This is a genomic window from Rhizobium mesoamericanum STM3625, from assembly GCF_000312665.1.
Classification (GTDB): Bacteria; Pseudomonadota; Alphaproteobacteria; order Rhizobiales; family Rhizobiaceae; genus Rhizobium; species Rhizobium mesoamericanum.
The window spans coordinates 3188732-3203007 of sequence record NZ_HF536772.1; the positions used below are offsets into that span (position 1 = coordinate 3188732).

At 59.2% G+C, this 14276-nt stretch carries 13 protein-coding genes and 1 pseudogene; 9 read left to right on the forward strand and 5 right to left on the reverse strand.

The features are described 5' to 3' along the window. A pseudogene (locus tag BN77_RS32210) lies at positions 1-172 on the reverse strand (phosphomannomutase); the annotation flags it as partial. A 155-nt stretch (positions 173-327) separates the two neighbouring features. On the opposite strand from BN77_RS32210, the gene ung reads away from it, so the two are divergent. The 5 genes from ung (at position 328) to BN77_RS15665 (ending at position 4828) form a co-directional block, all read left to right on the forward strand. Beyond that, a complete protein-coding gene (ung, locus tag BN77_RS15645) occupies positions 328-1029 on the forward strand; it encodes a uracil-DNA glycosylase (protein ID WP_007533561.1) in 702 nt (233 codons plus the stop codon). A 139-nt stretch (positions 1030-1168) separates the two neighbouring features. Beyond that, a complete protein-coding gene (locus BN77_RS15650) occupies positions 1169-2101 on the forward strand; it encodes a VOC family protein (protein WP_007533563.1) in 933 nt (310 codons plus the stop codon). 11 nt (positions 2102-2112) lie between these two features. Beyond that, positions 2113-2721, forward strand: coding sequence for an alpha/beta hydrolase (locus tag BN77_RS15655; protein ID WP_007533565.1), 609 nt, complete (start codon positions 2113-2115; stop codon positions 2719-2721). Between the two features lie 470 nt (positions 2722-3191). Further along, positions 3192-3674 carry a transcription elongation factor GreA gene (gene greA / locus BN77_RS15660; protein ID WP_007533570.1) on the forward strand — a complete coding sequence of 161 codons (483 nt, stop codon included), beginning with the start codon at positions 3192-3194 and terminating at the stop codon, positions 3672-3674. A gap of 308 nt (positions 3675-3982) precedes the next feature. Next, a complete protein-coding gene (locus BN77_RS15665) occupies positions 3983-4828 on the forward strand; it encodes a GNAT family N-acetyltransferase (protein WP_007533572.1) in 846 nt (281 codons plus the stop codon). On the opposite strand, the gene BN77_RS15670 is transcribed toward BN77_RS15665, so the two are convergent. After that, positions 4825-5742: a DMT family transporter gene (locus BN77_RS15670; protein WP_007533574.1), complete on the reverse strand. Its 918-nt coding sequence runs from the start codon at positions 5740-5742 to the stop codon at positions 4825-4827. The genes BN77_RS15665 and BN77_RS15670 overlap by 4 nt on opposite strands. Positions 5743-5939: 197 nt before the next feature. Between BN77_RS15670 and BN77_RS15675 the strand changes: the two genes are divergently transcribed. Together BN77_RS15675 and BN77_RS15680 are read left to right on the forward strand one after the other, a co-directional pair. Beyond that, a complete protein-coding gene (locus BN77_RS15675) occupies positions 5940-7238 on the forward strand; it encodes an adenylosuccinate synthase (protein ID WP_007533577.1) in 1299 nt (432 codons plus the stop codon). 60 nt (positions 7239-7298) lie between these two features. Next, positions 7299-9662, forward strand: coding sequence for a hypothetical protein (locus BN77_RS15680; RefSeq protein WP_007533579.1), 2364 nt, complete (start codon positions 7299-7301; stop codon positions 9660-9662). Between the two features lie 77 nt (positions 9663-9739). Here the strand turns inward: BN77_RS15680 and rpoH are convergent, their stop codons facing one another. Both rpoH and BN77_RS15690 read right to left on the reverse strand, forming a co-directional pair. Then, on the reverse strand, positions 9740-10648 hold the full coding sequence (gene rpoH / locus BN77_RS15685; protein WP_007533581.1) for an RNA polymerase sigma factor RpoH: 909 nt from the start codon (positions 10646-10648) through the stop codon (positions 9740-9742). A gap of 158 nt (positions 10649-10806) precedes the next feature. After that, positions 10807-11841, reverse strand: a complete 1035-nt coding sequence (locus BN77_RS15690; protein ID WP_040677269.1) for an RluA family pseudouridine synthase — start codon at positions 11839-11841, stop codon at positions 10807-10809. 42 nt (positions 11842-11883) lie between these two features. On the opposite strand from BN77_RS15690, the gene BN77_RS15695 reads away from it, so the two are divergent. Together BN77_RS15695 and BN77_RS15700 are read left to right on the forward strand one after the other, a co-directional pair. After that, positions 11884-12270, forward strand: coding sequence for a hypothetical protein (locus BN77_RS15695; RefSeq protein WP_007533585.1), 387 nt, complete (start codon positions 11884-11886; stop codon positions 12268-12270). Between the two features lie 4 nt (positions 12271-12274). Beyond that, complete coding sequence (locus BN77_RS15700; protein ID WP_007533588.1) at positions 12275-13093, forward strand: TrmH family RNA methyltransferase; 819 nt, start codon at positions 12275-12277, stop codon at positions 13091-13093. Positions 13094-13095: 2 nt separating this feature from the next. Here BN77_RS15700 and BN77_RS15705 read toward each other — a convergent pair whose 3' ends face one another. Next, complete coding sequence (locus BN77_RS15705; protein WP_040677271.1) at positions 13096-14256, reverse strand: coiled-coil domain-containing protein; 1161 nt, start codon at positions 14254-14256, stop codon at positions 13096-13098. Positions 14257-14276 lie beyond the last annotated feature (20 nt).

Sequence of the window (14276 nt, forward strand, 5' to 3'; positions counted from 1 at the left end):
CCGCAATCTCCGGACTGGAATCCCTGAAGTCCTGGCCAATCAGGATGGCATCACCGCGGCGCGCCATCCCAGCGTCGAGCAGGTAGCGGCCAAAGGCTGTCGCATAGAGCGCTGAGGCTCGGCCCTTGAGGTCGACCGATAGGCCGCGAAGCCCACTTGTTCCGAATTTCATTCTGAATAAGCCCCCGGATGCGCTTGAATTCGCCAGCGATTCGACCGCAATCTACTCAGCGTTCGTAAATAGTGAACCCCGGTCGACAATAAAATGTCTGCCAATTCCTGCCTTGAGGCAAGCTGAAAGCGTGTACGAGCCTACGAGGAATACCAATGAATGAACGATCAATTGCTCTGGAGGAGGGCTGGAGGAACGCTCTCGCCGGCGAGTTCGCCAGCCCCTATATGCAGCAGCTCAAAGCCTTCCTCGTCGCACAGAAGCTGGAAGGCAAACGGATATTTCCCAAGGGATCCGAATATTTCCGTGCTCTCGACCTGACGCCGCTGGCGGACGTCAAGGTCGTGATCCTGGGGCAGGATCCCTATCACGGCCTGGGACAAGCGCATGGCCTGTGTTTCAGCGTCCGACCGGGCGTTCGCATCCCGCCTTCGCTCGTCAATATCTACAAGGAAATGCAAAGTGACCTGGGGATTACGCCGGCGCGACATGGGTTTTTGGAGCATTGGGCCCGCCAGGGCGTCCTTTTGCTGAACAGTGTGCTGACAGTTGAGGAGGCGCAAGCTGCATCGCACCAAGGCAAGGGCTGGGAGCGCTTCACCGATGCAGTCATTCGCAAGGTCAATGACGAATGCAACGGGGTGGTCTTCATGCTCTGGGGCTCTTATGCGCAGCGCAAGGCAGCCGTCGTCGATACAACGCGTCATCTTGTGCTGAAAGCGCCGCACCCATCACCGCTCTCCGCGCATAACGGGTTCTTTGGCTGTGGCCATTTTTCCAAAGCCAACTCGTTTCTGCAGGCGCGCGGTCGCACACCCATCGACTGGGAGCTGCCCGCAGCCCCACATGACAGCTAGACAGTTTCTGAACGATTTCATTTCGTCGTTCACTCACGGGAGACAATGCGTTCCGGTCGGCGGGACTATTCCAATCGGCCCTTAGTGATCATTTATACCCCATCCGAAGCCCGCGAGGCGGGTTAGAAAGGGGTCTAAAATGCTCGATCAAATCAAGGGTTTGCACCACGTCACATCGATGGCGGAGGATGCCCGCACAAATAACCAGTTCTTCACCAACACGCTGGGTCTGCGCCGTGTCAAGAAGACCGTGAACTTCGACGCACCCGATGTCTATCACCTCTATTATGGTGACGAAACCGGTGCACCCGGCACGATCATGACGTACTTCCCATTCCCGAAGATGGCGCAAGGTCGGCCGGGAACCGGCGAAGTCGGCACGACTGTTTTCTCGGTCCCGCAAGGCTCGATCGGCTTCTGGAGCGATCGCCTAAGCAAGTTGAATGTCACCGGCTTGAAGACCGAGGAAACATTCGGTGAGAAGCGCCTGAATTTTGCCGGCCCGGATGGTGACGGCTTTGCACTTGTCGAGGTCAGGGACGACAGTCGTCTGCCCTGGACGCATGGCGGCGTCAGTGAGGATCATGCGATCCGCGGGTTCCACTCTGTCGCCATGCGGTTGCGCGACGACGGCGCAACGTCGGAACTGCTCAAATTCATGGGCTACGAAGTCCAGGAGGAGCGCGACGGGGTGAAGCGCCTGACCATTCCGGGCGGAAATGGTGCACATCTCGTCGATCTTGAAACCATGCCGAACATTTCGCGCGCGCTGCCAGGGGCGGGCTCCGTGCACCACGTGGCCTTCGCCGTGGAAAATCGCGAGAAGCAGCTCGAAGTCCGTAAGGCACTGATGGATACCGGCTACCAGGTTACGCCCGTCATCGACCGTGACTATTTTTGGGCGATCTATTTCCGGACCCCAGGTGGCATCCTCTTTGAGATTGCGACCAACGAACCTGGCTTCAACCGTGATGAGGACACTGCGCATCTTGGCGAAGCCCTAAAGTTGCCACAGCAACATCAGCACTTGCGTGCTCTTATCGAGCAACATTTGCAGCCACTTGAAGCCTAACGGAGGCCGCAATGACCGACAACAACTATGTGCACCGGCTTCACAGCGGTGCACCCGGAAAACCCATCCTTTTCGTGCTGCACGGAACGGGCGGTGATGAAAACCAGTTCTTTGATTTCGGACGGCGTCTTTTGCCGGAAGCGACGATTGTCTCGCCGCGAGGGGACGTCTCGGAGTTTGGTGCCGCACGCTTCTTCAAGCGAACCGGCGAGGGCGTATACGACATGGCGGACCTTGCCCGAGCAACGGCGAAGTTGGCGTCCTTTGTCGCAAGCCTGGCAAAGCAACACGAGGCGAGCGCCGTGCTCGGTCTTGGTTTCTCCAATGGGGCGAATATCCTTGCAAACGTACTGATCGAAAAGGGATTGTTCGATGCTTCAATTCTGATGCATCCGCTGATCCCGTTTCAGCCAAAAGCGAACCCTGGGCTCGGCGGGCGAAAGATACTGATCACTGCCGGCGAGCGCGACCCGATTAGCCCTGCGCCCGTGACGAAGGCATTGGCGGAGTATTTCGGGGCGCAGAATGCGACGGTCACGGCAGAATGGCACCCAGGCGGACACGATATCAGACAGAACGAAATCGACGCCATTCACAGGTTCTTCGAGCCATATCGTTAAAAGGCTCTGGTAGATCGCCATCCGACCGGCCTCGTTCGAAGGCAGAGGATGATAATTCCAACAGGGTTATCGACGGTTGAAGCGTCTTGATTGTGGCAAGGCGCTAAACTTCGGATAGCATTTGGTAGCTGTTTGAAGGTTTGCATTACGCGTGAACGAGCAGACCTTCGAATGCTGACTGGATCGGCCCACCGGCGTATTCGGGCAATATTGCCGGTGGGACTGTATTTTGGGGCTGAGGCACCGAGCCGCTTTTGCGAAAATCGGAGAAATTCGACACAATCGTCGGCGCAAGCAGTTCGTCGGGACGGTGGGGTGCGGTCATTGGTCTTACGACCCCTATGAGGACTGGAAGAGATGGCGTAAGATCGATTGCGGCCAGGCGGCTTCAGCGGATCGATATTCCAGGCAACCAGACCTATTCACCAGGCGTTGCAAGACCACAGACAGTACTGAAACGGAGTTTCGAAATGAGTGTTGCCTTCGTCAAAGAAGAAAGCGCCGAAGCTGCTTCAGAAACGCTTTTACCCGACCGTCCAATTTCACCGCACCCGAACCTCGTTACGGAAGCGGGGTTGAGGGCTCTGGAACTACAGTTGGAACAAGCGCGCGAGGCCTTTGACGCTGCAAGCATGATCGAAGACGTGAACGAACGGCGGCGGCAGGCAGCAAGCCCGTTGCGGGATCTACGCTACTTTGCTGCGCGAGTCCGCGCGGCGCAGGTCATCCCCGATCCGGTTTCATTTGATACCGTTGCCTTTGGACATACCGTGACCTTCAGCCGGGATGACGGGCGCGTGCAGACCTATCGGGTTGTGGGCGAGGACGAGGCCGATCCAAAAGCCGGGTCGATTTCCTTCGTATCCCCGGTGGCAAGAACTCTTATCGGCAAGACGATTGGAGATATTGTCAGTGTCGGTGGTCAAGAACTCGAAGTCATCGCGATCGCGTAGGCGTTTCATCCTCCTGGCTGGCCGCTGGCGACGGGTTTATCATATTTTCGAACGCCCTAAGGCCCTCCAAACTGCCAAGCTTTTCGCATCTTCATTTTCTATTAAGCAATTATCTTGAGATTGTAATCTCCCTGTTCCATGATGGTTGCGATGCGAAGAATTTCGGGTCGTGCTTCATGACGATCGCTGCAGATCGCCTTAGCCGTGAACATGTTTCTTCGCCGTCGTCTGGCTCTACGGCTGTTAACTTTGATCTTTATTTGTCCCGCAAATATTAACTTGCGGTCGATCTGATTTAGGGACGTTGCATGAATTCGGAGTTTGCCGTTCGCCCGATGCGACCCGGTGAGTTAGAGTTAGTGCTCGAGTGGGCACGTCAGGAGGGATGGAATCCCGGCCTCGACGATTCGATTGCCTTCCACGACGCAGACCCGTCTGGGTTTTTCGTCGGCGTGCTCGGGGAGGTGCCGGTCGCATCGATATCCGTTGTCAAGTACGGTGATGAGTTCGCTTTCCTGGGGCTCTATATCGTCCATCCGGAGTTTCGGGGCAGAGGCTACGGCAAAGCCATCTGGAATGCCGGCATAGCATCCGCGGAAGGCCGCAGCATCGGGCTGGATGGCGTCGCCGCGCAGCAAGTCAACTACCGCAAAGCGGGCTTCGAGGAGGCCTACCGAACGGTTCGGTATAGCGGTGTGATTTCGGCCGTGCCGGAATCGGTGCAGGTGGCACATGCCGTATCGGACAAGCTTGACGGATTGCTGCGCTATGACGCGACGATCTTTCCTGCTCCGCGGCCGTCGTTTGTCGCGTCGTGGTGTGCCACGCGCAAGGACCGGCACTCGGCCGTGGTGCGTAAGAGTGGCAAGATTCGCGGCTACGGGACAATCCGTCGCTGCTATGAAGGCTACAAGATTGGCCCGCTGTTTGCAGCCGACAAGGATAGCGCTGCCGCGTTGCTTTCAGCGCTCAGGCCACATGCCAGAGGGGCCAAGGTCTTCATTGATATTCCGACCAGCAATGGCGACGCGGTTGATCTTGCCGAGAGCATGGGCTTGGCGCCTGTCTTCGAAACGGCGCGGATGTATCGCGGTAAAGCGCCAAATGTCCCGCTCAAGAGCGTCTTCGGGGTGACGACGCTGGAGCTCGGCTAGTCCATGGGCGATGCAGGCACGGTCGAGGGGCCCTTTTGAGGGCGGCCTCTTTCGGCAATGGCGATGCCGCCCAATGCAAGCGCAAGCGCGATCAGATGAAAGGCCTGCAGCTGCTCGCCAAGAAGGGCGACCGATAGCAGCGTTCCGAAGACCGGCACGAGGTTGATGAAAAGCCCTGCCCGGTTTGCGCCGATCGCCTCAACACCCTTGATATAAAGGATCTGCGCGAGCAGGGAGGCAAAGATTGCCGTGTAGAGAGCAATCAGCCAGCCCTTGTTGTCTGGCAGCTGAACCACGCCCTGGGTGCTCTCCCAGATGAGAAGCGGCAGGGCGGTCAGCGTCGCGCCGAGCGCAGGGATGGCCATCAGCGTGCGCCAATCGAGCGGCGGCTTCCAGCGTAGAAAAATCGTATAGACCGAGTAAGCGGCGACTGCGATCAGCATAAGCCCGTCGCCGCGATTGAGGCCGAGTTGCAGCAGGGTCGTCAGGTCGCCATGGGCGGCGGTCAATGCGACGCCGCCGAGTGTCATGGCGAAGCCGACGATTTGCGCCGTAGAAACGCCAGTACGGAAGAAGACGAAATTTAAGAGGAAGATCAGCATCGGAATGCCGGCCTGCTCAATCGCAACATTGATCACGGTCGTATACTTGACGGCCGAGTAAAGCATGGCGTTGAACAGCGTATAACCAATGATGCCATAAAAGAAAAGAAGCGGCAGGTTCTTGCGGACGATCGGCCAGTCGCGTTTCAATTGGGGTACCGAAACGGCGGCAATCAATGTGGTCGCAAGGAACCAGCGCAGAAAGGTCAGCATCATCGGGCTGACGTGTCCGAGCGCGAGTTTGCCCGCCACCGCGTTTCCGCCCCAGCATAGCGCCGCGACGACTAGAGAAATATAAGCGGCGATCTGCACGGGCGATTCTTTCAGGTGACAGGGATGTGGGTCTCAGCCCCAGTGTATGGCGGGCCAATAGCCCGATGACGGCTGATTTGTCACGTAAAAAGCCGAATCCAGCGGCATAACAGGGTCGCTTTCCCGATGACAAAGCTTTATAGATGCGCGGGTTTGAGAAGGGTGCGGTTAAATCCGCCTTTAACAGGAAGACGTGAATGACGAACGTAGTCGTGGTCGGTTCGCAATGGGGTGACGAAGGCAAAGGCAAAATTGTCGATTGGCTCTCCGAACGTGCGGATATCGTTGTGCGCTATCAGGGTGGACACAATGCAGGCCATACGCTGGTTATCGACGGGACCAGTTATAAGCTGTCGCTCTTGCCATCCGGCGTCGTGCGTCCGGGCAAAATGGCCGTGATCGGCAATGGTGTCGTCGTCGATCCGCATGCGCTGATTGCCGAGATCGAGAAGCTGGAAAAGCAGGGCGTGAAGATTTCTCCCGAGAACCTGCGTATTGCCGACAACGCAACGCTTATTCTTTCGCTGCACCGCGAGCTCGACGCCTATCGCGAAGACGCAGCGTCCAACAGCGGCACGAAGATCGGCACCACGCGCCGCGGCATTGGTCCGGCCTATGAAGACAAGGTTGGTCGTCGCGCCATCCGCGTGATGGATCTCGCCGATCTCGATACGCTGCCGGGCAAGGTCGACCGCATCCTGACGCATCACAATGCACTGCGTCGCGGCCTCGGTGTTGCCGAGGTCAGCCACGACGCGATCATGACCGAGCTGACGTCGATTGCCGACCGTGTCCTTCCCTACCGCGATACCGTTTGGCTCTTCCTCGACAAGGAACGCCGCAAGGGTTCTCGCATCCTGTTTGAAGGTGCGCAAGGAAGCCTGCTCGATATCGACCACGGCACTTATCCGTTCGTAACGTCCTCGAACACGGTTGCCGGTCAGGCCGCGGCCGGTTCAGGCATGGGTCCGGGATCGCTCGGTTATATCCTCGGCATCACCAAGGCCTATACGACGCGCGTTGGCGAGGGGCCGTTCCCGACCGAGCTGCATGACGACATTGGTCAGTTCCTCGGTGAGAAGGGTCATGAATTCGGCACGGTGACGGGTCGCAAGCGTCGCTGCGGCTGGTTCGATGCGGCGCTCGTCCGCCAGTCGGTTGCAACCAATGGAATCACTGGGATCGCACTTACGAAGCTCGATGTTCTCGATGGTCTCGATGAACTGAAGATCTGCATCGGATATAAGCTCGACGGCGAGCAGATCGATCATCTTCCGGCAAGCCAGGGCGCGCAAGCTCGCGTCGAACCTGTGTACATTACGCTTGAAGGCTGGAAGGAATCGACGGTCGGTGCGCGCAGTTGGGCCGATCTGCCGGCCCAGGCGATCAAGTATGTCCGCCAAGTGGAAGAGTTGATCGGGGCGCCCGTCGCTCTCTTGTCTACAAGTCCAGAGCGGGACGACACGATACTTGTGACCGATCCGTTTGAGGACTAAGGTCGCGGGTCATTATTTGTGCGGTTCGCAGGGCGGACCGCACTCTTAGAGAAAGTACGAATGGCGGATTTTATCGCAGTTATCCGGCGGGCGGTTGACGGCCTGTCTGAAAATACTCCCGACATGCGGGTGAAAGTCTACGAGCGCGCTCGCGGTGCTGTTCAGCGGCAGCTTGAGAATATGAAGCCGCGCCCACCGGAAGCGATGCTGCAACGGCAGCTTGAAAAGCTCGAAGCTGCAATCCGCGAAGTCGAAGCGGAGCATGCCGAAGCCGTCCCGGTCGACGATACCTCACTTGCGGCCGAGCCTATGGTCGAGGCCGGGGGCGACGTCGCCCCCGAGCCGGATGTGGCTGCTCCGCTTCCCGAACCGCTTGCCAGCGAAGCCGGCACTGAAGAGCCGGCGCATGAGGCTCCGGTCCACGAGGATCACCTGGCAGCCGAGGAATCGACGCCTGCGTATCACGAGCGGACTGACGAGCCGGTTCCTCATCACGAAGAGCCCGCGGCTCATTATGACGAGCCCGTCGCTGCCGAGCCGGAGCATACCGTGCAACCGCAGGAGCATTTGGCGCATGAAGAGCCGCCAGCTCCTGTCGAGGAAGCCGCGGCCGTCGAACACTGGCATGCCGCTCGTTCCGAAGATGTTGTTCATGCGGAGCGGCACAGCCACGTGGAGGCTGTCGGCGTAGGTGAAGAGCCAGTCGTCGAACAGGTCGAGCCAAGCTATGAAACACCGTTGCTGCAGCCGATTGCACGCGACTATGACCTGACCAACCGCCTGGTCGAACCGGTCCTTGGGCTGGACCGTCCGCCGGAAGAATTCGTGGATCGCAGCCAGGAGGAGCCGCTCCAGGCGGATGCCGCCGGGCATTTCGATCCCGTGTGGACAGAGCCCGTAGAGGAAACGCCTGCGCCGCCGGCCAAGGATGCCCAGACGGACTGGGCGCTCGAAGAACTCCGACAGTTTTCCGAAGCAGCCCCCGTCGCTCCTACAAGCGAAGCGGCGCGCGCGTTCGAAGATGTCATCGCAGGGATTGACCATACACCGGGCGGCATCAAGATGCCCGCCGCCAATGAGGGCTTTTCCTGGGAAGCGGCGGCCTTCGACGACCTGCCGCCGATCGAAAACGGCAAGAAAGTTCCGATCAACGCCCATTTTGACGATGGCGATCTCTTCTCGGAAATTCACGGTATCCCGGGAGCAAAGTCTACACCGGCAACCAACCCTGCCTGGCAGGAGGCAAAGCCGCTTCGCGGATACGATAATCGTGGCGTTGTTGCCGAGGACGATGATGGCGTTCCGGCCGCCGATATCGACAGTGTCGTTGCTGCCAAATTTCAGGGTAAGAGCTTCCGTATGGAGCCGAAGCGCCGCCGCTTCGGCATCGGTTCCATCGTGACAATCCTCGTTGCGCTGGGCGTGGTTGGTGGTGGTGGATACGCCGCCTGGAGCAATCGGGACGCGCTGTCGTCAATGGTAAAGAACCTTGTCAGCGCTGCCCCTTCGCAAAGCGCGAAGAGCGTGCCGACGCCTGCCAAGCCTGACGCAGCGACGCCGCCGACCAATGAAGCAAAGCCGGCTGAGGCAAACAAGGAAGTTGCTTCCTTGAATGACGGCGCTTCTGTCAATAACAAGTTCAACCAGCGGCTTCTTGCCGATGGCACCGAGGTTGACAGCGGTCCGGCATCCGTTCCGGGAACGCCCACGGCTGAAGGAAAGTCTGTAGCCGAGCAGAATGTTGCAGCGGCGGATACGACACCGCCAGCGACCTCAGCGACGCCCCCAACGGCTGCCCCGGCTGCAGCCGCGCCAGCGGCAACGCCTCCGGCGGCCGGAGCCACGCAGGCCGCACCGGTCGGTTCCACCGAAAAGATGTTCCTGTACGAGGAGCGGATCGGTCAGAGTTCGCCGACTGCCATCCAGGGCTCGGTCGTATGGAGCCTCCAGCACGAGACTGGCTCGGATGGCAAGCAGGAAGCGGCGGTGCAGGCGACTGTAACGGTGCCGGAACGCAATCTGTCGGCCCAACTCACCTTTAAGCGGAATTCCGATCCATCGCTGCCTGCGAGCCATATCGTTGAGGTGGTCTTCTCGCTGCCGCCGAATTTTGAAGGCGGGGCCATCGAAAGCGTTCAGCGTATTTCGATGAAGCGCACCGAACAGGATCGCGGGGATGCCTTGATCGCTGTTCCCGCAAAGATCACCGACGATTTCCACATGATCGCCCTCAACGATTATCCGGATGCGCGTAAGGCGAACCTCGATCTCCTCGCAAACCGTGACTGGATCGATATTCCGATCACCTATCGCAACGGTCGTCGCGCGCTGCTGACGATGCAGAAGGGTGCGACGGGCGGGGAGGCGTTCAACGCTGCAATCAAGGAATGGGCCGCTTTGGGAGACGTATCGACGAGCCAGTAGAGCCGGTCGAATTGATCATAAAAAGAAAGGGCGAGACCCACCGGTCCCGCCCTTTTTCATGAGAGCTGCATCAAGTCTTACGCGGTGGCTTCCACGACACGAACGGCCTTGGCACGTTCGAGAGCGTCCTTGCGCACTGCATCTTGGACCTTCTCGAAGGCGCGAACCTCAATCTGACGAACGCGTTCGCGGCTAATGTCGAACTCGGCTGAGAGATCCTCCAGGGTCACCGGATCTTCGGCCAGGCGGCGTGCCTCGAAGATGCGGCGTTCGCGGTCATTCAAAACGCTCATCGCCTTCGCCAGCATGCGGCGGCGGGTATCGAGCTCGTCCTGCTCGATTAGAACATCTTCCTGGCTGTCGTGGTCGTCGACGAGCCAATCCTGCCATTGACCGGAGTCGCCTTCCGAGGCCTTGATGGGTGCGTTCAGTGATGCGTCGCCGGATAGGCGACGATTCATCGAAACGACCTCCTCCTCGGAGACGTTGAGCTTAGTGGCGATCTCCGCGACGTGTTCCGGCTTTAGGTCGCCATCATCAATGGCTTGGATACGGCCCTTAAGGCGGCGCAGATTGAAGAACAGCCGCTTCTGGTTGGCGGTCGTACCCATCTTTACCAGAGACCAGGAACGCAGGATATATTCCTGAATCGAGGCCTTGATCCACCACATGGCATAGGTGGCAAGACGGAAACCGCGTTCCGGATCGAACTTCTTGACCGCCTGCATCAGGCCGACGTTCCCTTCGGAGACGACTTCGCCGATCGGCAAGCCATAGCCGCGATAGCCCATCGCGATCTTCGCAACGAGGCGCAGGTGACTGGTGACGAGTTTGTGCGCGGCTTCGCGATCGCCGTGTTCCGCATAGCGCTTGGCCAGCATGTATTCCTGCTGCGGCTCCAGCATTGGGAACTTGCGAATTTCGTCGAGATAACGATTAAGACCGGCTTCGCCGGCGGTAATGGACGGCAAGTTATTTCGGGCCATCAAAGCACCCTCCTATCTGAATTCCGGTTCCCGATGGAACGCGCCCCTGCGTGAAGGCGAACCGGGACGTGCAGCTCTATCAAAGCCCACACTAAGTCAATGTACAGATAAGTATGGCGGAACAGGGGTTCAAGGCCGCACACCGCTTCACGAAGGCGTTACTCCGGCTCGGCCCGCAGGGCGCTTGCCAACTCTTCCATGTCCTCAGGCAGCGGCACTTCGAAGTGCATGACCTCGCCAGTGCGGGGATGCTCGAACTGCAGCATATAGGCGTGGAGCGCCTGCCTTGCGAAGGCATTCACGGTCTTCTTAGCAGCATCCGGAAGCAGGTTTGCCTTTGTCTTGAAACCTGCTCCGTAGACCGTGTCGCCTAGCAGCGGGTGGCCGATATGCGCCATGTGCACGCGGATCTGGTGGGTGCGGCCGGTTTCGAGGTGGCACTCGACAAGCGAGGCGAGCGATGTCGCGTCGGGGTTCTCATGGAAGCGCTCGAGCACTTCGTAGTGCGTGATCGCCTCGTCGGCATCCTGTGTTCCGGGCCGCCTAACGGCTCGCCGCGTGCGGTCGCCGAAAGCGCGGCCGAGCGGTGCGTTGATTGTTCCGGTCAGTGAGCGGGGGCGGCCCCAGACGATCGCCTGATAGGCGCGCTCCAGCGGCATGGTCCGTCCATGATCGGAAAATTGCAGCGACAGGTGGCGATGAGAGATATCGTTCTTCGCGACGACCATCACGCCCGTGGTATCCTTGTCCAGCCGGTGGACGATGCCCGGACGACGCACGCCGCCGATGCCGGAAAGGCTGTCCCCGCAATGATGGATGAGTGCGTTGACGAGTGTGCCCGTCCAATTGCCAGCCGCGGGGTGTACGACGAGGCCGGCCGGTTTGGAGATCACGATGAGGTCTTCATCCTCATAAAGAATATCGAGCGGGATGTTCTCGCCCTGTGGCGTCGGATCCTCGGGATCGGGCAGCAATATCTCGAAGATGTCGCCCGGGCGCACCTTTTTCTGGGGATCGGCGACGACCTTGCCGGCCGCAGAGACCTGGCCTTCCTTGATCAGCACCTTCACGCGGCTGCGGGAAAACTCTTCGCCAAGCTGTGCCGTCATCCACGCGTCCAGACGACCTTCGGCGTTCTCGTCGGCAGTGAGGACTTTTCTAATGCCGGACGCTTGTTTAAAGGGGTCGCTCAAGACGCTTCTTCTCCGAATGATTTATAGAACGGAACGCCACAAATGACGAATATCCAGCCAGAGGACGATCAGGACGAAAAGCCCCTTGATCCGGCGATTGAACGTGTCAGGCGCAAGATGATCCGCCTGCAGATCGTCTCAGCCATCATCATGTTCGTGAGCCTTATGGCTGTCTTCGGCGCCGTTGTCTACAAGACGATGCGGGCCCCCGCCAAGGAACCAACCGCCGTAACGTCCGCGGGGGTGCCGTCGGATGCGCCCGTTTCGGTGACCGCCACATTGCCGCCGGGCTTCATCATTCAATCGTCGTCGCTCTCGGGAGGCCAGATCATGTTCTTTGGGGCTACAGCCAGCGGGATTAAGAAGTCGCTTGTCGTCGACATTCTGTCGGGGCGCATTGTTGCCGATGTGACGATTGACGGCGGCTAGGGCGATGGCTTCTCGTCTCATTGCCGTCGAGAGTGCAGACGATCCTCGAATCGCCGAATTTCGTGACATCCGCGAGCGCGATCTGACGGGTCGGCAGAACCGCTTCATCGCGGAGGGTTCGGTCGTTCTTCGCATGCTAGTGGAGGCGAACCGCAGCGGTCGTTTCGCGGTCGAAAAGGTTCTCCTGCTGCGCAACCGGGTCGATGGCATCGCTGCTATTCTCGAGGGGCTACCGGATAGCGTGCCGGTTTATGTGGCCGAGGCGCAGGTGTTGGACCGGATCGTCGGATTTCATTTGCATCGTGGCGTGCTAGCACTTGGCAGGCGAGAGGTGGCCGAGATCGATCTTATCGAACGACTGCCAGAATGTTCGTTGGTTCTCGTCGGCTGCGGCATTTCCAACCATGACAATGCCGGGTCGATGTTCCGCAATGCAGCTGCTTTCAAGGCGGATGCGGTCTTTCTCGACGAGACGTCGTGTGACCCGCTCTACCGGAAGGCACTCCGGGTTTCCGTTGGCTCCGTGCTGAGTGTTCCTTACGAGCGGAAGGGCACGGCGCTCGACGTGCTGACACGGCTTGCAGTGAACGGCTTTGCAATCTGGACGCTTTCGCCCCGCGGCGAGACCGACATCCGGGAGATACCGCCGACCAGTCGGATGGCACTGGTTGTGGGCACGGAAGGCGAGGGGCTGCCGCCCGCAGTCCTGGAGCGCTTCTGCAGCGCGCGGATCCCGCAATCGGAAGAATTGGACAGCCTCAATGTGGCGACCGCAACAGGCATTGCACTCTTCGCCATGTCATCGGCTGCGAAATTGATCTGATTTCAACCCGGTTCGGAAAGGATTGTCGCCGCACGTTGCGCGAGGTTGATGCGCTCACCGTCCGGATGATCGGTGGCGTCCGGCAGAAGGTCGCGGATCGGTGAGGAGGGCCCCTCGTTGATTGCGGTCAACGCGACCATCCTTGCGGCAATGTCAGCAATCTCTTCGCGCACCGCGCCATCCTGACTGGCATCGGATTTCGTTTTTAGAAGTTGTTCTGAGACGGCGGCGCTGCGCTTGCGTACTTCTTCGCTAAGGCGCGCCGCGATCGCTGCTGTCTCGAGTTCGGTTGTCATGGTTTCCTCGGTTGCCCGCTCCTTTGAAACCGCATCCGCCGCTAAAGGCTGAATGCCGGCGTTGCGCAACGCACGGTTTGCCTTGCGCAGTTCGGAATTCGCCGCCCTGATCTGGTCCTTCAGCTTGGCAATTTCCTGCTGACGGCGTTCGAGCAGTGTATCCTTGTCGGCCGCCGACGCCGCGTCCCGCTCCGCCTGATCCTTGAGCCGCATAACCGCGTGCTCATGCTGGACGAGCGCCTGCTCCGCATCTTTCGCGCGCTTCTGCAGCAGGCTTACGTCTTGGCGAAGATTGTCGCGTTCGATGCGGACTGAATTCGCCTTGAACGTCAGGCTCTCGATTTCAGTTTCGCGTGCTGCCAGATCGATCTTGAGATTGTCAGTCTGCTCCGCAAGCTTGTTTAGGCGTGTGCGGAGGGCGTCGAGTTCCCCTTCCTTAGCCGCGCTTGCCTGCTCGGCGATATAAAGGCTCGTTTTCAGCTGGGTGATATAGTTCTCGTCCTTACGCAGGTGCGAGCGCAGTTCCGCTGCTTCGACACTCATGTCGCTGATTTGCGCTTGCAGCCCACCGATCTCAGCGGCGAATCGTCCCGCGTCAAGGGCCAGCGAGTCATGCTTCAGTTGCAGCGCCAGTGACTTTTCTCGCTCGCGCACGAGGTCCTGTGTCGTCTTGGCGTTCTCGGCGGCATAAAGGGCGCGCACCATATCCTTTTGCGCGCGCACTTCCTGCGGGCTGAGCGGCATGGTCGCTCGCATCCGGTTTTCCGTATACCAAACAATTCGTCGATGGACGGCAGGCGATACCAGGAACACAATGAATGCTGCTGTCAGGAAGCCCAATCCGAACAAGAGAGCATATTCGATCACGGCGCGGCCACGGCTTCCAG

What these genes read in the sequence shown, in the direction of transcription:
- BN77_RS15700 (WP_007533588.1), top strand. Translation starts at nt 12,275, where the DNA reads ATGGCTTCTCGTCTCATTGCCGTCGAGAGTGCAGACGATCCTCGAATC.
- ung (WP_007533561.1), top strand. Translation starts at nt 328, where the DNA reads ATGAATGAACGATCAATTGCTCTGGAGGAGGGCTGGAGGAACGCTCTC.
- BN77_RS15665 (WP_007533572.1), top strand. Translation starts at nt 3,983, where the DNA reads ATGAATTCGGAGTTTGCCGTTCGCCCGATGCGACCCGGTGAGTTAGAG.
- greA (WP_007533570.1), top strand. Translation starts at nt 3,192, where the DNA reads ATGAGTGTTGCCTTCGTCAAAGAAGAAAGCGCCGAAGCTGCTTCAGAA.
- BN77_RS15680 (WP_007533579.1), top strand. Translation starts at nt 7,299, where the DNA reads ATGGCGGATTTTATCGCAGTTATCCGGCGGGCGGTTGACGGCCTGTCT.
- rpoH (WP_007533581.1), bottom strand. Translation starts at nt 10,648, where the DNA reads ATGGCCCGAAATAACTTGCCGTCCATTACCGCCGGCGAAGCCGGTCTT.
- BN77_RS15695 (WP_007533585.1), top strand. Translation starts at nt 11,884, where the DNA reads ATGACGAATATCCAGCCAGAGGACGATCAGGACGAAAAGCCCCTTGAT.
- BN77_RS15675 (WP_007533577.1), top strand. Translation starts at nt 5,940, where the DNA reads ATGACGAACGTAGTCGTGGTCGGTTCGCAATGGGGTGACGAAGGCAAA.
- BN77_RS15650 (WP_007533563.1), top strand. Translation starts at nt 1,169, where the DNA reads ATGCTCGATCAAATCAAGGGTTTGCACCACGTCACATCGATGGCGGAG.
- BN77_RS15655 (WP_007533565.1), top strand. Translation starts at nt 2,113, where the DNA reads ATGACCGACAACAACTATGTGCACCGGCTTCACAGCGGTGCACCCGGA.